This window comes from Streptomyces cirratus (assembly GCF_014650775.1).
In the GTDB taxonomy this organism is placed as follows: Bacteria; Actinomycetota; Actinomycetes; order Streptomycetales; family Streptomycetaceae; genus Streptomyces; species Streptomyces cirratus.
The window spans coordinates 886,681-909,371 of record NZ_BMVP01000001.1 but is presented as its reverse complement, the minus strand read 5'-3'; the positions used below and the strand labels follow the sequence as shown (position 1 = coordinate 909,371).

The window sequence follows — 22,691 nt, the reverse complement described above, 5'->3', positions numbered from 1 at the left end:
CGAACCGGTCAGTCGTGCGGGGACATCGGTCCGGGAGCGTGACATCCACGGTGTGAACCGGCCCCGCTGCGCGAGTGCCGGCCACGGTGTGCGGACCGGGACGCCTCCTCGGTGCGGATCCGGGCCGCGGCCCGCTCCGCCTTCTCCGAGTGCCGCAGGAGCACCCGGCAGGCGGCGGTGACGGCCGCCAGGCCGAGCGTCGCGACGGCGGCCCCGCCGAAGGAGGCCCCGTAGACGACGAGGACCACGGGGACGAGCAGACAGCTGAACGCGGCCCAGCGCACCACTTCACCCGCCGGGTCGTCATGCGAGTGACGGGCGGAGCGCACGGACGGGTGAACGGCGGAAGGGGTGAAACGGTGTCCCGGTCCGGCGGACCGGGGGGACCGAGTCGGCGGAGCGGGCTGGACGGGGTGATCCGGATGGCCGGGCACGGCGTACTCCCTGCGGCTCTTCCTGGACGGTCGGACCCTTGTCCAACGGCGGGCGACGGGCTCGGTCACTGCGCGCACGGGTGGCGCGCCGCACTCTCGTCACTGGCTGTAGGGGACAGCCGCCATTGCCAATGCGCCGCCCCTCGGGCATGCTCCCTGGGACGCTCCTCAAGGGCGGCAAGCCCTGTGCAGGACAAGGGTGTCGCCGTACTCTGAGAGGTAAGGGCTTGGGAAGATGCTTCCCGGACAGAGCTCCGTCACAGTGCGTCGCCGAAATCTCCCCCGTCGCTTCCCCGAGGACCCTTCGCCGAGACACCCATGGCCGGTCACGAATACTCCGAACCCGCGGACCGCAAGCGCAAGCGCCTCGCCGACCCCGCGTCGGCCGACCTGCGCGCGGTGGAACAGACGCGCCTGGCTTGCGACCCTGCCTTCCGGCACGGCGTCGTGGTCGGCTTCGACGGCTCCACGTCCAGCGAGCGCGCCCTCGCGTACGCCATCGGGATGGCCCGCCGCTCCGGATCCGGTCTGATCATCGTCCATGTGGCCAACCGGCTGCCCACCACCGTGTGGGCCGGCTGCGAGCCGCCCGTCTTCGTGGACGTCCCGGACCACCGCACGGAAGTGCTGGGGCTGGAACTCGCCTGCGCGGATTACCTGGCCGAGGTGCCGTGGATCCTGGTCGAGCGGGGCGGTGACATCTGCCACGAGCTGGAGGAGGTCGGCCGCGAGTACTCGGCCGACGCCATCGTGGTCGGCTCCACGCACGGCATCGTCGGCCGGATCTTCGGCTCTGTGGCGGGCCGCCTGGCCAAACGGGCACAGCGACCCGTTGTTGTCATTCCGTAACACGCTGTCCGCCGGTTGTGCGGTTGTGAACCCCCTTGTAAGGGGTAGATAAATGCTGCTGGGACGCAGCAAACAACTGCAGATCGAAGGGAGCCCGCCGTGGACAATGGTGTCTCTGCGGGAAGCACGGCCTCGACTTCGACCCTCGGGCACATAGCCCTGGGTCTCACCCTTCTCGCATTCGGTATCGGCCACACCGGCATCATCAGCGGCGTGAGCGCGGCAGACTCCGTATCCCTCGCGATGTACGTGGGCGGTCTCGCCCTCTTCGTCCTCGGACTCCTCGAGTTCCGGGGCGGCAACGGCTTCAACGGCACCGCGTTCGCGGGCCTCGGGGCCTTCTGGTTCACCTGGGCCGGCGGAGCCGACGCCAAGGTGTCGGCGCACGCGGCCGGGCTGTTCCTGGTGCTCTTCGCCCTCCTCGCCCTCACCCTGACGCTGGGCGCGGCCGCCGGGCTGTTCGGGCAGGGCGTCTACGGCCTGCTCACCCTCTCCCTGGTGCTCCTCGCGGTGGGCACCTTCGCCGGCAGCGGCGGACTGGCCAAGGTGGCCGGCTGGGTGGCGGCGATCGGCGGCCTGCTGGCCTGGTACGGGGCCACCGCCGCCCTGGCCTCCTGGCCGATGGCGCTCGGCAGGGGCTCCCGGCGCGGCGCCGTCGCGGCCGGGTAGCGGACGCGCAGACGGGAACGGGCCCCGGGGGCGATCCCCGGGGCCCGCTGCGTGCGGTGTGCCTACTCGACCGTGACCGACTTGGCCAGGTTGCGCGGCTTGTCGATGTCGCGGCCCAGCGCCAGGGCGGTGTGGTACGCCAGCAACTGGAGCGGGATGCCCATCAGGATGGGGTCCAGCTCGTCCTCGTTCTTGGGCACGACGATCGTGTGGTCGGCCTTCTCCTGCTCGCGGTGGGCGACCGCCAGGATCCGGCCGCTGCGGGCCTTGATCTCCTCCAGCGCCGCGCGGTTCTTGTCCAGCAGGTCGTCGTCCGGGACGATCGCGACCGTCGGCATCGCCGGCTCGATGAGGGCGAGCGGACCGTGCTTGAGCTCGGAGGCGGGGTAGGCCTCGGCGTGGATGTAGGAGATCTCCTTGAGCTTGAGGGAGGCCTCCAGGGCCACCGGGTAACCGCGCACCCGGCCGATGAACATCATCGACTTGGCCTCGGCGTACTCGGCCGCCAGCTTCTTGATGTCCTCCTCGCCCTCCAGGATCTCCTGGATCTGGGCGGGCAGCTTGCGCAGGCCCTCGATGATGCGCTTGCCGTCGGTCACCGACAGGTCCCGGATCCGGCCCAGGTGCACGGCGAGCAGCGCGAACGCCACGACCGTGTTGGTGAAGCACTTGGTGGACACGACGCAGACCTCGGGGCCGGCGTGCACGTACACGCCGCCGTCCGCCTCGCGGGCGATGGCCGAGCCGACCACGTTGACCACGCCGAGGACGCGGGCGCCCTTGCGCTTGAGCTCCTGGACGGCCGCGAGGACGTCGTAGGTCTCCCCCGACTGGGAGACCGCGATGTACAGGGTGTCCGGGTCCACGACCGCGTTGCGGTAGCGGAACTCGGAGGCCGGCTCGGCGTCGGCGGGGATGCGGGCCATGCCCTCGATGAGGCCCGCGCCGATCAGACCCGCGTGGTACGAGGTGCCGCAGCCCAGGATCTTGACCCGGCGGATGCCGCGCGCCTCGCGCGGGTCCAGGTTCAGGCCGCCCAGGTGCACGGTGGAGAAGCGGTCGTCGATCCGGCCGCGCAGCACGCGGTCGACGGCCTCCGCCTGCTCGGAGATCTCCTTGTGCATGTACGTGTCGTGGCCGCCCATGTCGTAGGAGGCGGCCTCCCACTCCACGGTCTCCGGCGTGGCGGTGGTCGTCGTACCGGAGGTGGTGTAGGTACGGAAGTCGTCGGCCTTGAGCGTGGCCATCTCGCCGTCGTCCAGGGTGACGATCTGGCGGGTGTGGGCGACGAGCGCGGCGACGTCCGAGGCGACGAACATCTCCTTCTCGCCGATGCCGAGGACGACCGGGGAGCCGTTGCGGGCGACCACGATCCGGTCCGGGAAGTCGGCGTGCATGACGGCGATGCCGTAGGTGCCCTCGACGACCTTGAGCGCCTCGCGGACCTTCTCCTCGAGGGAGTCGGCCTGGGAGCGGGCGATCAGGTGGACGAGCACCTCGGTGTCGGTCTCGGAGAGGAAGACGACGCTGTCGGCCTCCAGCTTGGCGCGCAGCTCGGAGGCGTTGTCCACGATGCCGTTGTGGACGACCGCGACCTTGTTCTCCGCGTCGAGGTGCGGGTGGGAGTTGATGTCGCTCGGGGCGCCGTGGGTGGCCCAGCGGGTGTGGGCGATGCCGGTGGTGCCGGCGAACCGCTTGGGCACGCGGGATTCGAGCTCGCGGACCCGGCCCTTGGCCTTGACGACCTTGAGGGCCGAGGACTTCGGGCTGTTGACGACGATGCCCGCGGAGTCGTAACCGCGGTACTCCAGGCGCTGGAGACCCTCCAGCAGCAGCGGTGCGACGTCACGCTTGCCGATGTATCCCACAATTCCGCACATACGGTCTTGCCCCTCCTGAGGTTCCGGTGGATCGTGCTCGTACCCGGCCGGGCCGTCCGGCCCGGCCGCCTGGCCCCGTGGGGGCCGTGTCTCACCCGTAGACGATGCGGCGCAGCTGCCGGAGCGAGAGCTCCGGGGGCGCCACGGCGCGGTGCGGCAGTTCGGCGGCGATGCGTTCGAAGATCTCCGCGTTGACGGAACCGCCGGACTGCAGCTCGCGGTGGCGGCGGCGGACGAACGTCTCGGTCGTCTCGTCGAAGTAGGCGAGCACGTCGAGCACCACCCGGGCGGCTTCCCCTCGCTGGAGCGAGGTGCTGCGCACCAGGTGGTCGACGAGGTCGTCATGCGACGGGCGGCGGTCGAGCACCCGTAGATACTGACGGTCCACGGGCTGGAACGCAAAGATCCTGCCCGAAACCGGGCAGGATCAAGCTGGTCTGGACCAGGGGAATGTCTACTTCCGGTCAGGCTCGATTAGAAATGCCCCAAAATGGCCGCTTTTGCGGTCAGGAATTCCTCGGAGGTGAGGACGCCCTCCTTGTGCAGCTCGCCGAGCTCGCGCAGCCGGCGCAGGAGCACGTCGTGGTCGCCGGGGCCGGCGGGGGCCGGGATGGCCGGCGCCTGCGGCCGGCTCGCCGCCGGGTGGGGGAGGCGCACGGTCACGGCCGCCGCGACCAGCGCGGTCAGCAGCTCCTTCTTCCCGAAGCCGAAGAGTTCCGCCGCGTGGGGGTCGTACTTGGGCGCGGGCGCCGCCTGCGCACCCGCGAGAGTGAACCGGAGCCAGCCATTCGAGAGGCCCTTCGCCGGAACCCACTCCACCGCCCGGACGTCCGCGACCCGGAACCGGCTCGGGCCGGCCGAGTGCTTGGCGTCCTCCGCCGTCCAGTTCCAGTCCAGCGTGAGCGTGTCGCCGTCGAAGGACACCGTCGAGTCGCCCGCCTCGGCCGTGACCGGCACGGGCGGCCCGGGCAGCAGGTACGCGTCCGCCGGACCGGGATCGACCTGGTCGAGCAGCAGCGCGTTGCGCACCTCGTCCACGAAGTACTCCGCGACCGCGGCCCTGGCCGCCTCGACGGTCAGCTTGTACGGGTCGGCGGTGTCGGGCAGCCGGCCGCCCGTGCCCTGCGTCAGCGGGTCGGCGCCGTCGCGGGGCCGAAGACGCAGCCGGCCCGACTTGCGGCCCGGCTCATAGGAGACGCCGGCGATCGCGTGGAGCGGTACCGAAAGTTCCCCGAGGCTCTGGCGCAGCGGGCCGACGTCCTTGTCCCGGCCCGGCACGATGCGTACCGCGTCGCCGTCGAAGGTCCATGTGCCGTCCTTCTGGATGATTTCCGCCATCTTACGATTCTGTCACCGGTGTTGACCGCCCCGGTGGCCTATACCTGGGCGCATGAGAGTCCTGCGACGCACGCTCGGCACCCTCCTCGTCCTCGGCGGCGCCGCCCTGTCCTGCGCCGCCGCCCCCGGCTTCGACGCCGGACCGGCCGATGCCGGGCCGCCCGCCCGCCCGGTCGCCGCGCTGTCCCCGTACGAACGGCTGCTGCCCGCGCCGGCGTCCGTGCGGATGGCGGGCGCCGGGTACCGCTTCGGGGCGGCCACGGTGATCCGCGCCTCCGGCACGTCCGAGGAGGTCCGACGGGTCGGGGAACTGCTCGCGGAACAACTGCGCCGGTCGAGCGGGCTGCGGCTGCCGGTGGTCGACGCGCAGACCGGGGACGGGGTGCGGCTGCGCCTGGACGCGGCGGCGCCCGGGCTGGGCGCGGAGGGGTACCGGCTGGAGACCCGGGCGGACGGGGTCACGCTCACGGCCAGGACCCCCGCCGGACTGTTCCACGCGGGGCAGACGCTGCGGCAGCTGCTGCCGGTGCGCGGAACGGGGACGGTACCGGGCGGGACGGTCACCGACGCGCCGAGGTTCGCGTACCGGGGCGCGATGATCGACGTCGCGCGACACTACTTCACGGTCGAGCAGGTCAAGCGGTACGTGGACCAGCTCGCCCAGTACAAGGTGAACACGCTGCACGTGCACCTCACCGACGACCAGGGCTGGCGCCTGGAGTCCGCGTCCTGGCCCAGGCTCGCCGAGTACGGCGGCGGCAGCGAGGTGGGCGGCGGGCCGGGCGGCCACTGGACGAAGGACGAGTACCGGGACCTGGTGGCGTACGCGGGCGAGCGGTACGTGGACGTGGTGCCGGAGATCGACATGCCGGGCCATGTGAACGCGGCGCTGGCCTCGTACGCGGAACTGAACTGCGACGGCAAGGCGCGCGAGCGGTACACGGGGACGAAGGTCGGGTTCAGCTCCCTGTGCGTCGGCAAGGAGCGGACGTACGAGTTCATCGACGACGTGCTCGGCGAACTCGCCGAACTGACGCCCGGCCGCTACCTGCACATCGGCGGCGACGAGGCGCACTCGACCCCGGCGGCGGATTACGCGGCGTTCATGGACCGCGCCCAGGAGGTGGTGGGCCGCCACGGCAAGACGGTGGTGGCCTGGCACCAGCTGGCGGCGGCCCGGCCGGCACCCGGGGCGGTGCTCCAGTACTGGGGCCACGGCGGGACCCCGGCGAAGGAGAAGGAGCACCTCGCGGAGGTGGCGGGGGCGGGCCACCGGCTGATCCTGTCCCCGGCGGACCGGCTCTACCTGGACATGAAGTACGACACCACGACGAAGCCGGGCCTGGCGTGGGCCGGCTACGTCCCGGTGAAGCGGTCCTACGACTGGGACCCGGGCACCTTCCTCCCCGGGGTCCCGGAGCCGGCGGTCCTGGGCGTCGAGGCGCCGCTGTGGACGGAGACCATCGGGACCCGGGCCGACTGGGACTTCATGGCCTTCCCTCGGATGCTGGGCCTGGCGGAGCTGGGCTGGTCCCCGGCGGCGAAGCGGGACTGGGCGGGGTACAGCCGCCGCCTGGCGGCGCAGGGCCCGCGCCTGGCGGCGCAGGACATCGCGTTCTACCGCGCTCCGGACGTCCCCTGGCCGTAGCGGTCCTGCCCGGGGCAGGTGCGACGGTGGGCGTTCCCCGGAGGGAACCGTACCCGGGGAGCGTCCGACCGCCGGCGTCCGCCGGCGGTCGGACGGGGGTGTCAGCCCTGTTTGATCGCGGAGATGTCGAACTCCAGGTCGATCTTGTCTCCGACCAGCACGCCGCCGCCTTCCAGGGCCGCGTTCCAGGTCACGCCGAACTCCTTGCGGGAGATGGTCACCGACCCCTCCAGGCCGACCCGCAAGTTGCCGTAGGGGTCGACGGCATTGCCGGTGTACTCGAAGTCGATGGTGACCGGGCGGGTGGTGTCCTTGATGGTCAGGTCGCCGGTGACGCGGTATTCGGTGTCGGAGCGCCGCTCGACCGAGGTGGTGCGGAAGGTGATGTCGGGGTAGGTGGGGGCGTCCAGGAAGTCGTTGGTGCGCAGGTGCTGGTCGCGCTGTTCCACGCCGGTGTCGATGCTCTCGGTCTTGATCACCACCTGGGCGGTGGAGCGGGAGGGGTCGGTGCCGTCCAGGTGGGCGGTGCCCTCGAACTGGTGGAACGTGCCGCGGACCTTGGTCACCATGGCGTGACGGGCGACGAAGCCGATTCGGGTGTGGGCCGGGTCGAGGACGTAGTCCCCGGTGAGTTCTGCGACGCTGGCGGTCATGGCTGAGGTTCCTCCGAGAGACCGGGATCCCCGGGCGCGGTATGCCCGGATCGTTCCGGACCCACGCTAGGGCGCGACCGATTCCGGACCCGGCCGGACGCACGGGGCGACGGCCAAGTGCACTCCGACAGCGACCCCGGTCCCTCGGCCCGCCGCCGTCCGCGAGGCCTGGGGCGGGCGGGTGCCGAGGGACCGTATCGACACCCGCCCGTCCCGGTTCACCGTCGCGCGAAAGGGGCGACGGGGTTCTTGAGGGTGCCGATCAGCTGGAGGGCCGCCGAGGGGTCGGTGAGGTCGACCATCTGCTGGTTGTTGCGCAGCTGGAGGCGGTTCAGACAGGACAGCTGGAACTCCGGCGCGAAGAGGTCGTAACGGGCGAAGCGGTCCGCCAGCTCCGGCACGGACTCCTGGTAGGCGTGGGCGCAGTCGGCCACAGCCCGCCAGAAGGTCTCCTCCTCGCAGATCCCCTCCGCCGCCAGGATCGGACCCAGGAAGCGGAAGAAGCAGTCGAAGACGTCCGTGAAGACGGACAGGAGCTTCATGTCCTCGGGGACGTCCGCCCGGATCCGCTCGACGGCCGGCGGAAGGACCGCGTCCGGGTCCATGACCACGATCTCCTCGGCGATATCCTTGAAGATCGCCCGCTTCACCACACCGCCCTCGATGACGAGGATCGTGTTCTCGCCGTGCGGCATGTACGCGAGGTCGTACGCGTAGAAGCAGTGCAGGAGGGGGACGAGGTAGGCGCGCAGGTAGGAGGCCAGCCACTGCTCGGCCGGCAGCTTCGATTCCTCGATCAAGGCGCCTACGAAGGACTTTCCCTCGGCGTCGACATGGAGCAGGGACGCCATCGTGGCGAGGCGCTCTCCCTCCCGCAGCGACGCGACGGGCGATTCCCGCCACAGCGCCGCCAGCATCTTGCGGTACGGCGAGTACCGGTCCGTCGCGCGCTCGTACTGGCGGTGGTGGTAGCCGATCGCCGCCCGCTCGCGGATGATCGAGAAGTCCACCGACCGCAGGACGGCGTCGGACCCGATCAGCTGGTGGAGCCAGTCGTTGATCGCAGGGGTGGCCTCCATGTACGCCGCCGACAGGCCCCGCATGAAGCCCATGTTGAGCACCGAGATGGCGGTCTTCACGTAGTGCTTCTCGGGGGCGCTGGTGTTGAAGAACGTACGGATCGACTGCTGGGCCAGGTAGGCGTCCGAGCCCTCGCCCAGCAGGACCAGACGGCGGTTCGCGATCTCCGCCGCGAAGGTGACCGTCGTCTTGTTCCACCACTGCCAGGGGTGGACGGGGAAGAGGTGGTAGTCCGCCGGGTCGAGGCCCAGGGAGACGAGGCGGGCGGCGAAGGAAGCGACGGTCTCCTCGCCCAGTTCCTCGCGCATGAACGAGTCGTGGTCCAGGCCCGCGCCCGCCGTGAAGGTGGAGACGTCCTTGTGGGTCGCCACCCACACCAGGTGGACCGGGTTCGCCGCCTCCGGGGCGTACGCGAGGTATTCGTGCACGCCGAAACCGAGGCGGCCGTTGTTCGCCACGAAGCAGGGATGGCCCTCGGTCATGCCGGTCTCGACGTCCTGGAAGGAGGACTTGGCCAGGACGGAGGAGGAGACCTGCGGCTTCGTGTACTTGAACCCGGAGCCCGCCAGGGTGGAGGAGATCTCTTCCAGGTACACCGGCAGGACCTCCGCGCTCAGGCCGAGCGTCCCGCGCAGCTCGATGTGGAAGTCCAGGGCGTCGAGGGGGAGCTCGGCCCCGTCCCGGTGGCGGGTGATCGAGGACTCGTCCACCGCCCAGTGGTCCAGCGCGTACAGGGCGGCGCGGAACCGGTACTCCACGCTGCCGTCGTCGCTGGAGAGCGCGTACCGCTCGTCGCCGAGCGGCTCGGGGGTCAGCAGGCGCTCGTGGGAGAACTCCGCGAGGGCCTTGCGCACCAGGGCGCGGTTGGCCCGTGCCCACAGCTCGGGGGAGAGGTGGGAGACGGCGTCGGCGAGGCTCATATGGACCCCTCCCGGGTGGCCGCTTCGAACTGCTCGCGGGTGCAGAAGCTGAGCAGTGCTTCCTTCTCCGGCTTGCGCACCGGGCCCTCCGGCACGAAGCCGACGGCCGCGTTGAGGGCGTGGACGGCGGTGTTGCGGACGTCCGGCTCGACCACGACGCGCCGGGTGGCGGGGTCCTCGAAGAGGGCCGCCATGACGGTGGTGATGACCGCGCGGGTGAATCCGTGGACGGGGGTGTCGCTGGGGGCGACCAGGAAGTGCATGCCGACGTCGCCCGGCTGGGCGTCGTACAGGCCGGCCAGCTCCAGCCGGCTCGGGTCGTACTTCTCCATCAGGAAGGCGGGGCGCCCGTCGTGGAGGCCGATGAACGCCTCGTGGTGCTCGGCGGCGGCGATCCGCATGTACTCCCGCTCGACGTCCGGCAGGGAGGCGTCGCCCATCATCCAGAAGGCCGCTTTGGGGTGCGTGACCCAGCCGTGCAGCAGTTCCGCGTCGGAGAACGGGTCCAGGGGGCGCAGTGCGAAGTCACCGAGGGCCGGATCGGTACGGGTGAAGAGGAGTTCGGTGGTGCTCATACGAGGGTGCCTTCCGGGGCGGCGAACTGCTGGAACGCGATGGACTTCTCGACCTTGTAGTGCTCGCGGCCGAGGAGCTCTCCGATGATGTACGCGTTGCGGTACGCGGCCATGCCCAAGTCGGGCGAGGTGACGGAGTGGTTGTGGACGGTGCCGTTCTGCAGGAAGACACCGCGGCCCGTCACGTCGATGCTGTAGTTGCGGGCCGCGTCGGGCCGGCCGTGGCCGTCGAAGCGCAGCCGGTCGCGTACGGGGGCCAGGAACTCCGGCAGCGTGTAGCGGTAGCCGGTGGCGAGGACCAGGCCCTCGGTGGCCAGGGAGAAGTCACGTTCCTGCTCCTCCTGGCGCAGGCCGAGGGTGTACGTGCCCGTCGTGGTGTCGTACGCGGCCGAGTTCAGCGAGGTGTTGGTCAGCAAGGTGGTCGGGACCGGGCCCGGACTGCTGATCCTCTTCTGGTAGAGCAGGTCGAAGATGGCGTTGATCAGCTCGCCGTCGATGCCCTTGAACAGGTTCTTCTGCTGCGACTCCAGCCGGTAGCGGGTCTCCTCGGGCAGCGCGTGGAAGTAGTCCACGTACTCGGGGGAGGTCATCTCCAGCGTCAGCTTCGTGTACTCCAGCGGGAAGAACCGCGGGGAGCGGGTGACCCAGTTGAGCCGGTAGCCGTGGACGTCGATCTCGCTGAGGAGGTCGTAGTAGATCTCGGCGGCGCTCTGACCGGAGCCGACCAGGGTGATCGACTTCTTCTGCTGGAGCTGCGCCTTGCGGTCCATGTAGGCGCTGTTGTGGGTGAAATCGCCACCGAGGCCCTCGCAGGCCGGCGGGACGAACGGCGGGGTGCCGGTGCCGAGGACCAGGCGGCGGGCGAGATGGGTCTCGCCGCGGTCGGTGTGGACCTCGTACAGCCCGGCCCGCTCGTCGTAGGTGACCTCGGTGACGGAGGTCGAGTACAGGACGTTGTCGAGGCGGTCGGCGGCCCAGCGGCAGTAGTCGTCGTACTCGGCGCGCAGTGGGTAGAAGTTCTCCCGGATGTAGAAGGAGTACAGCCGGTCCTTGTCCTTGAGGTAGTTCAGGAAGGAGAAGGGCGACGTCGGGTCGGCGAGGGTGACGAGGTCCGACATGAACGGCGTCTGCAGGTGCGCGCCGTCCAGGAACATCCCGGCGTGCCACTCGAAGTGCGGCTTCGACTCGATGAAGAGACCGTCGAGCTCGCCGATCGGTGCGGTCAGGCAGGCGAGTCCCAGGTTGAAGGGGCCGAGACCGATACCGATGAAGTCACGGGGTTCACGAGTGGACGGCAAGGGATGCTCCCAGGTACTGCTCGGCGTGTACGGCGAGAAGGTCGAGGACGGCCGAGATGTCGGACGTCGTGGTCTGCGGGTTGAGGAGGGTGAATTTGAGGTACTGCCTGCCGTCGACCTTGGTACCGGCGACGACGGCCTCACCCGAGGCGAACAGGGCCTTGCGGGCGTGCAGGTTGGCCTCGTCCACCAGGTCCGGGCGCAGGTCGCCCCCGGGGACGTAGCGGAAGACGAGGGTGGAGATCGTGGGGCGTACGACGACCTCGAAGCGGGGGTCGGCGTCGAGGAGCTCCCAGCCCGCCGCGGCCAGGTCGACGACCTCGTCGAAGAGCGAGCCGATGCCGTCGGCGCCCATCACTCGCAGGGTCATCCAGAGCTTGAGGGCGTCGAAGCGGCGCGTCGTCTGGATGGACTTGTCGACCTGGTTCGGGATCCGCTCCTCGGCCATCCGGCGCGGGTTGAGGTAGTCCGCGTGGTACGTGGCGTGCCGGAGGGTGTCGCGTTCGCGGACCAGTACGGCGCTGGAACTGACCGGCTGGAAGAAGGACTTGTGGTAGTCGACGGTGACCGAGTCGGCGTGCTCGATGCCGTCGAGGAGGTGCCGGCGGGTGGGCGAGACCAGCAGTCCGCAGCCGTACGCGGCGTCCACGTGCATCCACGTGGAGTGCTCTGCGGCCAGGCGGGCGATCTCGGGGAGCGGGTCGATGGACCCGAAGTCGGTGGTGCCGGCGGTGGCGACGACGGCCATGGGGACGAGGCCGTCGCGGGTGCAGCTCTCCAGTTCCAGTGCCAGGGCGGAGGTGTCCATCCGGCGGCCCATGTCGACGGGGACGGAGATGACGGCCTCGTAGCCCATGCCCAGCATGGCGGCGGACTTGCGGACGCTGAAGTGGCTCGCCTCGGAGGCCAGGATGCGCAGCCGCGGGAGGACGTCGGCCTTGGTGAGGTCCCTTCCCTCGGCGTGGGCCCGCTGGAGGGCGATGCGGCAGGCCTCGTCGCGGGCCAGCAGCAGGGCGTGGAAGTTGGACTGGCTGCCGCCGGAGGTGAACACGCCGTCGGTGCGGGGGCCGAGGCCGATGCGGCCGGCGGTCCAGTCGATCAGACGGCGCTCGATGAGGGTGCCGCCGATGGACTGGTCCCAGGTGTCCAGCGAGGAGTTGACGGCCGAGAGTATCGCTTCGCCGAGCACGGCGGGGATGACGACGGGGCAGTTGAGGTGCCCGAGGTAGCGGGGGTGGTGGAAGTACACCGCGTCCCGCAGGTAGACCTCTTCGAGCTCGTCGAGCGCGGCAGCCGGGTCCTCCAGGGGCTTGTCGAGGTCGATGCTGTTGATGACCGGGGCGAGTTCACCGACGGCGATACCGGTGTGGGGCCGTTCCGTGGTGGCCAGTTTGGCGGCGACACGGTCGACGCCTTCGGTCACGGAACGCCGGTAGAGGTCCGCGGTCGTCTCATTGAGCAGATGCGAACGCATCAACTTTCCTCCGGACAGGGGCAGTGGGGGTGGGCGGCAGTGCTCGGAAATACGCTGCTTAGGTTAGCCTAACCTTACTTGTTCACCAAACGGAGAGGGCCCCGGCCGATCGGCCGGGGCCCTTCGAAATGAGCTCTGTACAGGGGAAGTTCGGGCTTACAGCTCCGCGCCGGGGTCCTCGCTGGGAGCCCGGCCCGAGTACGCCTCGGCGAGGAGTTCCTCCTCGCTCGCGCCGAGCCTCCAGTAGCCGGTGAAACGCACCCGGCGCCGGTCGACGCCGCGTTCCCGCACCAGGAGGCGGCGTACCGCGCGGATCGTGCCGGCCTCCCCGGCGATCCAGACGTACGGGGCTTCGCAGGCGGGCGGTGCGGCAGCCCGGACGACCTCCAGCAGGTGTTCGGTCCGCTCCCGGCCGGCGCCCGCGCCGCGCACCACCCAGGTGATGTCCGCGTCCGCGGGGGAGGGCAGGGTGAGCCGGTCGTCCTCGTGCGGGACCTCGAACCAGGCCTTGACGCGGCTGCCGGAGGGGAGCCGGCCCAAGATCGCGGCCGCTGCGGGCAGGGCGGTCTCGTCCGCGTACATCAGGACGAGGTCCGTGTCCGCCGGGGGCTGGAACCGCACGGACTTGTTCTGCGCGACGGCCGGCCCGATCGCGAGGATCCGGCGGCCGGTGACCGCCCGCCCGGCCCACGCGGAGGCGGGGCTCGTGTCCCCGTGGAGGACGAAGTCGATGTCGACCTCGTCCACGCCCTCGGGTGTACGCCGCTGCTCGCGCACGGTGTACGAACGCATCACCGGGCGCTCGGCTTCGGGCATGGCGCGCCAGGCGCCGAACCAGGTGTCCTCCTCGGTGGAGGGGAGCTCGGTGCGCTCCCGGTGCGGGGGCGGCAGGAAGAGCGAGAGGCTCTGGTCGTAGCCGCCCGAGCGGAAGCCGGTGAGGGACTCACCGCCGAAGGTGACGCGCAGGAACGAGTGGCCGAGGCGGCGCGTGCGGAGCACTTCGAGCTCGAAGAAGCGGAAGTCCGCGACGGGCTCGGTGGTCTCGGTGGCGTCCGTACCGGCGCCCGTGCGGGCGCGGGTGCCGGCGTCGGCGGTGGTGGTGGCGGTCATGCGGTGGGTTCCCCCCGGGGAGTCGGCCGGCGGCGCCGGAGCGGAGCTCGGGTCAGCTGACCTTCTTGGCGTTCTGGATCGCCTTCGCGAGGTCTTCCAGGATCTTGGCGCACTTGTCGTACGAGTAGATCGGCTCGGTCACGCGCGGAGTGACCTGGCCGGCCTTGACGGCGGGCAGCTCGGCCCAGGTCGGCTTCGCCTTGAGCTCCTCCGGCTGGAGGGTGCCGGTGCGGTTGTCGAGGAGGATGACGTCGGCCTTGTACTTGCCGGCGTTCTCCCAGCTCAGGCTCTCGAAGAAGCCGCCCTGGTCCAGCTTCTCCGGGATGACGAACTCGACGCCGAGGGACTCGAAGTACTTGAGGTCGGCGGAGGTCTTGGGGGTGGAGACGTAGAACAGGTCGGCGGCGCCGGAGCCGACCAGCACCTTGATGCCCGGGTTGGCCTTGGTGGCCTCGCGGACCTTGGCGGAGGCGGCCTCGAAGCGGGCCTTCGCGTCGACCGTGGCTTTGGAGTTCATGTCGGCGCCCAGGGACTTGGCGAGGTCGGCCGTGCGCTCCAGCGACTTGTCCAGGGTGGCGTCGCCGCCCACCGAGACCGCGGCGGCCGGGGCCAGCTTGAGGATCTTGTCCTTGGAGGCCTCGGGGACGTACCAGTAGCTGCCGTCCCAGGTGTTGGTGACGAGCAGGTCGGGCCTGAGGGCCGCGTACTTCTCGACGTTGAACTCGTCGTAGACGTTGCCCAGGATCTCGACCTTGGAGATGTCCATCGTGCCGGCCTGGACGTCGGGCTTGCCGTCGGCGGTCTTGGTCGGGCCGAAGACGCCCTTCACCTTGACGCCGTAGTCGGACAGCGCGGCCGCGGTGCCGGTGAACGCGACGATGTTCTTCGGCGTCGACTTGGCGGTGACTTCCTTGCCCAGGTCGTCCTTGAAGCTCCAGGGACCGGAAGCCGCGGCGCCCTTGCCCGATTCGCCCGCCCCGTCCTTGGCCTTGTCGGCGCCGCCGCAGGCGGAGAGCGCCGCGACGAGGCCGAGGGCGCCGCCCGCGGCGATGAGGCCGCGGCGGGTGAAGGGGGAGGTCCGGGACTTGGGCATGTCGATGTCCGCTTTCGTGCGTGGTGCGTGCCGGGCGGCCGCTCAGGCCGTTCCAAGGAAGGTTAGCCTAACCTTGCCAGGATGGGTAAGGGGGCCCTCACTTACGTCGGGCCCCCTGACCTGCACGCGTGCGCGAACGGACCGACTCTCAGCCCCCGAAGCCCAGTTCGCGTGCGATGAGCATGCGCTGCACCTCGCTCGTGCCCTCGCCGATCTCCAGGATCTTGGAGTCACGCCACATCCGTGCCACCGGGTACTCGTTCATGAACCCGTAGCCGCCGTGGATCTGAGTGGCCTCCCGGGCGTTGTCGACGGCGACCGTGGAGGAGTACAGCTTCGCGATCGCCGCCTCCTTCTTGAACGGCTCGCCCGCCACCAGCCGCGAAGCCGCGTCCCGCCAGCCCACGCGGGCCATGTGGGCGCGCATCTCCATGTCGGCCAGCTTGAACTGGATGGCCTGGTTGTCCCCGATCGGCCGGCCGAACGCCTGCCGCTCCTTCGCGTACTTCACCGACTCGTCCACACAGCCCTGCGCCAGGCCGGTGGCGAGCGCCGAGATGGCCACGCGCCCCTCGTCCAGGATGCGCAGGAACTGGGCGTAGCCGCGGCCCTCCTCGCCCACCAGGTTGGCGAGCGGCACCCGTACGTTGTCGAAGGCCAGCTCACGGGTGTCGGAGGAGTTCCAGCCGACCTTGGAGTACGGCGCCGCGACCGTGAAGCCCGGGGTGCCGGACGGGACGATGATCGAGGAGATCTCCGGGCGGCCGTCCGCCTTGCGCCCGGTGACGGCGGTGACGGTGACCAGGCCGGTGATGTCCGTACCGGAGTTGGTGATGAAGCACTTCGAGCCGTTGATCACCCACTCGTCGCCGTCCTTGACGGCGGTGGTGCGGCTGCCGCCCGCGTCCGAGCCCGCACCCGGCTCCGTCAGGCCGAAGGCGCCGAGGATCTCACCGGAGCACATCCGCGGCAGCCACTCCTGCTTCTGCTCCTCGGTGCCGAACAGGAAGATCGGCATGGCGCCGAGGGAGACCCCGGCCTCCAGGGTGATGGCGACAGAGGAGTCGACGCGGGCCAGCTCCTCCAGGGCGATGCCGAGGGCGAGGTAGTCACCGCCCATGCCGCCGTACTCCTCGGGGAAGGGCAGGCCGAACAGGCCCATCCGGCCCATCTCGCGGACGATCTCGTACGGGAACTCGTGCCGCTCGTACAGGTCGCCGATCTTGGGGGCGATGACGTCGTGGGCGAACTCCTCGACGGTGCGGCGGAGTTCCTCGTGCTCGGGGGTGAGCCGGTGGTCGAGGGGCATGTCTTCGTTACTCCTTGTGGGAGAGGGCGCGGACGGTACGGGAGGGGCTGGGCCGGCCCAACTGCTCGGCCATCCACACGCTCGTGGCGGTGAGGGCGGCCAGATCGACCCCGGTCTCGATGCCGAGACCGTCGAGCATCCACACCAGGTCCTCGGTGGCGAGGTTGCCGGTGGCGCTCTTCGCGTACGGGCAGCCGCCGAGGCCGCCGGCGGAGGCGTCGACCGTGGTCACGCCGTGCAGGAGCGCGGCGAGGGTGTTGGAGAGCGCCTGGCCGTAGGTGTCGTGGAAGTGCACGCCGATCCGGTCGGTGGCGACGCCCTCGTCGTTGAGGGCGCACAGGAGTGCCCGGACGTGGCCGGGCGTGGCGACACCGATGGTGTCGCCGAGGCTGAGCTCGTCGCAGCCGAGGTCGAGCAGCGCCTTGGCGGTGCGGACGACCTGGGGGAGCGGGACGGCCCCCTCCCAGGGGTCGCCGAAGCACATGGAGAGGTACCCCCGTACGTGGGCGCGGTGTTCCTTGGCGCGGGCCACGACGGGCTCGAACATGGCGAGGGACTCGGCGACGGTGCGGTTGAGGTTGCGGGCGGCGAAGGTCTCGGTGGCCGAACCGAAGACGGCGATGCGGGTGGCGCCGAGGGCGAGCGCGCGGTCGAGGCCGCGCTCGTTGGGGACGAGGACGGGGAGGGCCGCGTCGACGTCGGCGAGGAGGGGGAACAGCTCCTCGGCGTCGGCGAGCTGGGGCACCCACTTGGGGTGGACGAAGCTGGTGGCCTCGATGGTGGTCAGCCCCGCCGCGGCCAGACGGTGGATGAACTCGGCCTTGACGGGGGTCGGGACGGCGCTCTGCTCGTTCTGCAGTCCGTCGCGGGCGCCGACCTCGTGGACGCGGACGCGGGCCGGCAGTCCGGGAGCCGGGACGGTCATGGGCAGCCCGTTCACGACGCCTCCTCCTCTTCCTCGTCCGGGGTGACGACGGCCAGGACCTGGTCCATGGCGACGGTGGTGCCGGGGGATACGTCGAGTTCGGTGACGGTGCCGGCGTGCGGGGCGGAGATGACGTGCTCCATCTTCATCGCCTCGACGACGAGCAGGCTCTGACCGGCGGTGACGTGGTCGCCGACGGCGACCTTGACGACGGTGACGGTGCCGGGCATCGGGGCCGCGAGGGTGTCCGCACCGGCGTGGCCCCGGCCGGTGAGGGCGGCGGCGACGGGGTCGTGGGCCTGGACGTGCCAGGAGTCGCCGTCACGGCCGAGCCAGGTCCCCTCCGGGGAGGCGGCGTGGGCGAAGCGGTGGGTGACCCCGTCGAGTTCGACGGTGACGGTGCCGGCGGTGCGGGCCACGATCCGGCCGCGGGCCGGAGCACCGGGGCTCAGCCCCGGACCCCGCGCCTGATTCCGGTCGGCGCCGCTGTTGTGTGCGGGGACGAGGAGCAGCTCCGTCCCGGAGCCGTACGGGCGGGCGCGGACCGCGACCGGCTCCTGGCCCGGGAGGCGGAAGTGGTGGACCGTCCAGGCCGGGGTGCCGCCGAGGCGCCAGCCGTCGGCCGCCCCGAACGGGTCGACCCAGGCGCCGGCGCCGCCGGCTCCCGCCGGACCGTTCGGCGCGGCGTGCGGGTATACCGGGACGGAGCCGGCCAGCAGCGCGGCCGCCGCGTAGACCTCCGGCGGGGTGCCGTCCGGCAGGAGGGACGGCAGGTCCCGTTCCACCAGGCCCGTGTCCAGGTTGCCCGACACCACATCGGGGTGCGCCAACAGCCTCCGCAGGAAACCGGCATTGGTCTGGACACCCAGGATCACGGTCTCCGCCAGCGCCCCCCGCAACACCCGCAACGCCGCCGCCCGATCCGGGCCGTACGCGATCACCTTCGACAGCATCGGGTCGTACGTGGAGCCGGTGTCCACCCCCGCCACCAGCCCGGAGTCCGTCCGCACCGCTCCGCCCGCCGGCTCCGACAGCGCCAGCACCGTACCGCCCGACGGCAGGAACCCCCGCGCCGGGTCCTCCGCGCAGACGCGGGCCTCGATCGCGTGGCCCGTCAGGGTGACGTCGCCCTGGCCGAAGCCGAGCGGCTCGCCGGCGGCGACCCGCAGCTGCTGCTCCACCAGGTCCAGCCCGGTGATCAGCTCCGTCACCGGGTGCTCCACCTGGAGCCGGGTGTTCATCTCCATGAAGTAGTACGAGGACGGGTCCCCGCCCGGCACGATGAACTCCACCGTGCCCGCGCCGACGTACCCGCAGGAGCGGGCCGCCTCCACCGCCGCCGCACCCATCGACGCCCGCAGCTGCGGCGTCAGCAGGACCGAGGGGGCCTCCTCGATGACCTTCTGGTGGCGCCGCTGCAGCGAGCACTCCCGCTCGCCCAGGTGCACCACGTTGCCGTGCGCGTCCGCCAGCACCTGGATCTCGATGTGCCGCGGCCGGTCCACCCACCGCTCGACGAGCAGCGTGTCGTCCCCGAACGAGGACCGCGCCTCGCGGCGGGCCGCCGCGATCTCCTCGCCGAGCAGGTCCGCGTCCCGTACCAGGCGCATGCCCTTGCCGCCGCCGCCCGCCGACGGCTTGAGCAGCACGGGCATGCCGATCTTCTCTGCGGCGGAGGCCAGTTCGGCGTCGCTCAGGCCGCTCCCCGATGAGCCGGGGACGACCGGGACCCCGGCCGCCTTCACCGTCTCCTTCGCCCGGATCTTGTCGCCCATCAGCGAGATCGCGCTCGCGGGCGGCCCGATGAACACCAGACCCGCCTTCTCGCAGGCCGCCGCGAACCCGGCGTTCTCCGCGAGGAAGCCGTACCCCGGGTGGACCGCCTCGGCGCCGGTGCGGCGGGCCGCGTCGAGCAGCCGCTCCACCGACAGGTAGCTTTCGGCGGCCGCCGCCGGGCCGATCCGGACGGCCGTGTCGGCCTCCCGGACGTGACGCGCGTCCGCGTCCGCGTCGCTGAAGACGGCCACGGAGCGGATCCCGAGCTGTCGCAGCGTCCGGATGACCCGTACCGCGATCTCGCCCCGGTTGGCGACCAGAACAGTGCTGAACATCAGTGAGGTCCTCACGTCACATACGGAAGATGCCGAAGCCGCGCTGTGCTTCGTCCTTTTGTCCCAGCGGGGCGTTCGCGCACGCGGTCAGGGCCAGCCCCAGCACCTGCCGGGTCTCCAGGGGGTCGATGACCCCGTCGTCCCACAGCCGGGCGGTGGCGTAGTAGGCATTGCCCTGTTCCTCGTACTGCGCGCGGACCGGGGCCTTGAAGGCCTCCTCGTCCTCGGCCGGCCACTCCTGGCCCGCGCCCTCGATCTGGTCGCGCTTGACGGTCGCGAGGACGGACGCGGCCTGTTCGCCGCCCATCACGGAAATCTTGGCGTTGGGCCACATCCACAGGAAGCGCGGCGAGTACGCCCGGCCGCACATCGAGTAGTTGCCGGCCCCGTACGAGCCGCCGACGACCACGGTCAGCTTCGGGACCCGGGTGCAGGCCACCGCCGTGACCATCTTCGCGCCGTGCTTGGCGATGCCGCCCGCCTCGTAGTCGCGGCCGACCATGAAGCCCGAGATGTTCTGGAGGAACAGGAGCGGGATGCCGCGCTGGTCGCACAGCTCGATGAAGTGGGCGCCCTTCTGCGCGGATTCGGAGAAGAGGATGCCGTTGTTGGCGACGATGCCGACGGGGTGGCCGTGGATCCGGGCGAAGCCGGTGACCAGCGTCTGCCCGAACTCCGCCTTGAACTCCTGGAAGCGGGAGCCGTCCACGATCCGGGCGATGACCTCGCGGGCGTCGTAGGGGGTGCGGGAGTCGACGGGGACCGCGCCGTACAGCCCGTACGGGTCCACCTTCGGCTCTTCCGGCGCCTCGACCGACCAGGGCAGGGCCCCGCGCGCGGGCAGGGTCGCCACGATGGTGCGCACGATCCGCAGCGCGTGCGCGTCGTCCTCCGCGAGGTGGTCGGTGACGCCGGAGGTCCGGGAGTGGACCTCGCCGCCGCCGAGCTCCTCCGCCGTGACGACCTCGCCGGTGGCGGCCTTCACCAGCGGCGGGCCGCCCAGGAAGATGGTGCCCTGGCCGCGGACGATGACGGCCTCGTCGCTCATGGCCGGTACGTACGCGCCGCCCGCGGTGCAGGAGCCGAGGACGGCGGCGATCTGCGGGATGCCGGCGCCGGACATGCGGGCCTGGTTGTAGAAGATGCGGCCGAAGTGGTCCCGGTCGGGGAAGACCTCGTCCTGCATGGGGAGGAAGGCGCCGCCCGAGTCGACCAGGTAGAGGCAGGGGAGACGGTTCTCCAGCGCCACCTCCTGCGCGCGCAGGTGCTTCTTGACGGTCATCGGGTAGTACGTGCCGCCCTTGACGGTGGCGTCGTTCGCGACGATGACGCACTCGCGGCCGCTGACCCGGCCGATGCCCGCGATGACGCCGGCGGCCGGGGCCGCGCCCCCGTACATGCCCTCGGCGGCCAGCGGGGCCAGCTCCAGGAAGGGGGAACCCGGGTCGAGGAGGGTGTCCACGCGGTCGCGCGGGAGCAGCTTGCCCCGGGCGGTGTGGCGGGCGCGGGCCTTGTCGCCGCCGCCGAGGCGGGCCGCTTCCAGCCGGGCGCGCAGGCCCTCGGCGAGTTCCCGGTGGGCGGCCTCGTTGGTCCGCCAGGCCTCGGACGCCGGGTCCGCGGCGCTCGTCAGCACTGGTGCCTGCTGCATCGGTCGAGCTCCCTTGCTCGGTCCACGTAAACCGGTCACGCTGTTAATGAGCGTTAACGCTTGTGGGGCCTAGGTTAACGAGCGCTAACGGCCCTGTCTAGAATGGATTCCCATGAGCACCAGAGCGGCCGCCCCCACCCGTCGCGAGCAGATCCTCAGTGAGGCCGCCCGCCTCTTCGCCGAGCGCGGGTTCCACGGCGTCGGCGTGGACGAGATAGGGGCCGCGGTGGGCATCAGCGGACCCGGCCTGTACCGCCACTTCGCGGGCAAGGACGCGATGCTCGCCGAGCTGCTCGTCGGGATCAGCGAACGCCTCCTGACCGGGGGCCGGCGCCGGGCCGAGGAGGCGGCCGGGGATCCGGCGGCGGTGCTGGCCTCCCTCGTGGAGGGCCACATCGACTTCGCGCTCGACGACCGCGCGCTGATCACCCTCCACGACCGCGAGCTCGACCGGCTGCGCGACGCCGACCGCAAGCTCGTGCGCCAGCTCCAGCGGCAGTACGTCGAGCTGTGGGTGGAGGTCGTGCGGCAGCTCCACCCACAGGTGGGCGAATCGGAGGTGCGGGTCTGCGTGCACGCCGTGTTCGGCCTGCTGAACTCCACCCCGCACCTGGCGGCCCTCGGCCGGGAGGCGACCGAGTCGCTGCTGAGGAGGCTGGCCGACGGGGCCTTCGGGGCGCTGTCGGGGTGACACGCGGTGTCCGCTGGTCGGAATGGAACAGACGGCTCCGGCGGGGCGGCGGCACAATGAACCGTATGCCGAAGCCGATACAGACGCCCGCCGGGACGCCCGCCCAGCCCGTGGCAACGCCGAGCCGTACCGAACTCATCGACCACCTGGTCCGTACGCGGATCGCGGGTGACGTGGCGACGGCGCGCGAGAACAACCTCTCCCACTACCGCAAGCTCGCCAACGGCGACCGGCACTACTGGCTCGGCCTGGAACTCGGCGACCGCTGGACGGACGAGCAGGACGTCCTGGCCGTCATGGCCGAGCGGTGCGGGGTGGTGGACGACGCGGAGCACCGGTACGGCCAGGACACCATCGACCCGGAACTGACCGTCGCCGCCCTGGACCGGATGGCGGCGCGGCTGCGCAAGGCGGCGCTGGACCGCCAGCGGGTCCTGCTGGCCACCGGTCACCCGGGCGGCCTCCTGGACGTGCACCGGGCGACGGCGGCCGCGCTGCGCGACGCGGGCTGCGAGATCGTGGTGGTCCCGCCGGGGCTGACGGCCGACGAGGGCTCGGTGTGGCAGTTCGCGGACGTGGCCGTACTGGAGCGCGGGGCCACGCTGTGGCACACCCACTCCCCGGCTCCGATGGCGGCGATCCTGGACGGCCTGGAGGCCGCGGGGCGCCCCCTGCCGGACCTGGTCGTGGCCGACCACGGCTGGGCGGGCTGCGCGGCGCAGCGGGGGCTGGACGCGGTGGGGTACGCGGACTGCAACGACCCCGCGCTGTTCCTCGGTGAGGCGGAGGGCACCCTCCAGGTGGCGGTACCGCTGGACGACCACGTCCGCGACCCGCGCTACTACGACCCGATGGTGGCGTACCTGCTGGCGGCGGCGGGCCTGCGCTGACGGTACCCGGGCCCCGCGGGGCCGGGGCCGGGCCGTCCGGTGCTGTGGCCGGGAAGGTTTGCCGGGCGTCGCGGCCCGGTGGACATTCCCGGTCGC

20 protein-coding genes are annotated in these 22,691 nt (G+C 71.2%); 5 read left to right on the top strand and 15 right to left on the bottom strand.

Annotated features, from left to right (window positions below):
• Window positions 1-8 precede the first annotated feature (8 nt).
• Window positions 9-329, bottom strand: a complete 321-nt coding sequence (locus IE207_RS04100) for a hypothetical protein (protein WP_190182570.1) — start codon at window positions 327-329, stop codon at window positions 9-11.
• A 423-nt stretch (window positions 330-752) separates the two neighbouring features.
• Between IE207_RS04100 and IE207_RS04095 the strand changes: the two genes are divergently transcribed.
• Both IE207_RS04095 and IE207_RS04090 read left to right on the top strand, forming a co-directional pair.
• Window positions 753-1,283, top strand: coding sequence for a universal stress protein (locus IE207_RS04095; protein WP_190182569.1), 531 nt, complete (start codon window positions 753-755; stop codon window positions 1,281-1,283).
• Between the two features lie 99 nt (window positions 1,284-1,382).
• Window positions 1,383-1,952, top strand: a complete 570-nt coding sequence (locus IE207_RS04090; protein ID WP_190182568.1) for an acetate uptake transporter — start codon at window positions 1,383-1,385, stop codon at window positions 1,950-1,952.
• Window positions 1,953-2,014: 62 nt separating this feature from the next.
• Here the strand turns inward: IE207_RS04090 and glmS are convergent, their stop codons facing one another.
• From glmS to IE207_RS04075, 3 genes are all read right to left on the bottom strand, one after another.
• Entirely contained in the window at window positions 2,015-3,832 is a 1,818-nt protein-coding gene (glmS, locus tag IE207_RS04085) for a glutamine--fructose-6-phosphate transaminase (isomerizing) (RefSeq protein WP_190182567.1), read from the bottom strand.
• Between the two features lie 91 nt (window positions 3,833-3,923).
• Window positions 3,924-4,199, bottom strand: coding sequence for a hypothetical protein (locus tag IE207_RS04080; protein WP_190182787.1), 276 nt, complete (start codon window positions 4,197-4,199; stop codon window positions 3,924-3,926).
• 107 nt (window positions 4,200-4,306) lie between these two features.
• Window positions 4,307-5,170 (bottom strand): DUF4429 domain-containing protein, encoded by an 864-nt coding sequence (locus IE207_RS04075; RefSeq protein WP_190182566.1) that lies wholly within the window; start codon window positions 5,168-5,170, stop codon window positions 4,307-4,309.
• A gap of 52 nt (window positions 5,171-5,222) precedes the next feature.
• On the opposite strand from IE207_RS04075, the gene IE207_RS04070 reads away from it, so the two are divergent.
• Entirely contained in the window at window positions 5,223-6,818 is a 1,596-nt protein-coding gene (locus IE207_RS04070) for a beta-N-acetylhexosaminidase (protein ID WP_190182565.1), read from the top strand.
• A 101-nt stretch (window positions 6,819-6,919) separates the two neighbouring features.
• Here IE207_RS04070 and IE207_RS04065 read toward each other — a convergent pair whose 3' ends face one another.
• The 11 genes from IE207_RS04065 to IE207_RS04015 all read right to left on the bottom strand — a co-directional run bounded on the left by IE207_RS04065 (window position 6,920) and on the right by IE207_RS04015 (window position 21,014).
• Window positions 6,920-7,471, bottom strand: coding sequence for a YceI family protein (locus IE207_RS04065; protein WP_190182564.1), 552 nt, complete (start codon window positions 7,469-7,471; stop codon window positions 6,920-6,922).
• Between the two features lie 218 nt (window positions 7,472-7,689).
• Window positions 7,690-9,471, bottom strand: coding sequence for an IucA/IucC family protein (locus IE207_RS04060; protein ID WP_190182563.1), 1,782 nt, complete (start codon window positions 9,469-9,471; stop codon window positions 7,690-7,692).
• Window positions 9,468-10,046 (bottom strand): GNAT family N-acetyltransferase, encoded by a 579-nt coding sequence (locus IE207_RS04055; RefSeq protein WP_190182562.1) that lies wholly within the window; start codon window positions 10,044-10,046, stop codon window positions 9,468-9,470. The genes IE207_RS04060 and IE207_RS04055 overlap by 4 nt, the downstream gene beginning before the upstream one ends.
• Window positions 10,043-11,344, bottom strand: coding sequence for a lysine N(6)-hydroxylase/L-ornithine N(5)-oxygenase family protein (locus IE207_RS04050; protein ID WP_190182561.1), 1,302 nt, complete (start codon window positions 11,342-11,344; stop codon window positions 10,043-10,045). The genes IE207_RS04055 and IE207_RS04050 overlap by 4 nt, the downstream gene beginning before the upstream one ends.
• A complete protein-coding gene (locus tag IE207_RS04045; RefSeq protein WP_190182560.1) occupies window positions 11,328-12,818 on the bottom strand; it encodes a pyridoxal phosphate-dependent decarboxylase family protein in 1,491 nt (496 codons plus the stop codon). Before IE207_RS04045 ends, IE207_RS04050 begins: the two co-directional genes overlap by 17 nt.
• A 156-nt stretch (window positions 12,819-12,974) precedes the next feature.
• Entirely contained in the window at window positions 12,975-13,928 is a 954-nt protein-coding gene (locus IE207_RS04040) for a siderophore-interacting protein (protein WP_190182559.1), read from the bottom strand.
• Window positions 13,929-13,980: 52 nt separating this feature from the next.
• Entirely contained in the window at window positions 13,981-15,021 is a 1,041-nt protein-coding gene (locus IE207_RS04035; RefSeq protein WP_190182558.1) for an ABC transporter substrate-binding protein, read from the bottom strand.
• Window positions 15,022-15,169: 148 nt separating this feature from the next.
• Window positions 15,170-16,330 carry an acyl-CoA dehydrogenase family protein gene (locus tag IE207_RS04030; protein WP_190182557.1) on the bottom strand — a complete coding sequence of 387 codons (1,161 nt, stop codon included), beginning with the start codon at window positions 16,328-16,330 and terminating at the stop codon, window positions 15,170-15,172.
• 7 nt (window positions 16,331-16,337) lie between these two features.
• The gene (locus tag IE207_RS04025; RefSeq protein ID WP_190182786.1) at window positions 16,338-17,255 is read right to left on the bottom strand and encodes a hydroxymethylglutaryl-CoA lyase; all 918 of its coding nucleotides are present in this window, start codon (window positions 17,253-17,255) and stop codon (window positions 16,338-16,340) included.
• Between the two features lie 11 nt (window positions 17,256-17,266).
• A complete protein-coding gene (locus tag IE207_RS04020; protein ID WP_190182556.1) occupies window positions 17,267-19,366 on the bottom strand; it encodes an acetyl-CoA carboxylase biotin carboxylase subunit in 2,100 nt (699 codons plus the stop codon).
• A gap of 16 nt (window positions 19,367-19,382) precedes the next feature.
• Window positions 19,383-21,014, bottom strand: coding sequence for a carboxyl transferase domain-containing protein (locus tag IE207_RS04015; protein WP_190182555.1), 1,632 nt, complete (start codon window positions 21,012-21,014; stop codon window positions 19,383-19,385).
• 112 nt (window positions 21,015-21,126) lie between these two features.
• Here IE207_RS04015 and IE207_RS04010 point away from each other — a divergent pair, with 112 nt between their 5' ends.
• Window positions 21,127-21,705, top strand: coding sequence for an SACE_7040 family transcriptional regulator (locus IE207_RS04010; RefSeq protein WP_190182554.1), 579 nt, complete (start codon window positions 21,127-21,129; stop codon window positions 21,703-21,705).
• Between the two features lie 56 nt (window positions 21,706-21,761).
• Window positions 21,762-22,595: a phosphatase gene (locus IE207_RS04005; protein WP_373304661.1), complete on the top strand. Its 834-nt coding sequence runs from the start codon at window positions 21,762-21,764 to the stop codon at window positions 22,593-22,595.
• Window positions 22,596-22,691 lie beyond the last annotated feature (96 nt).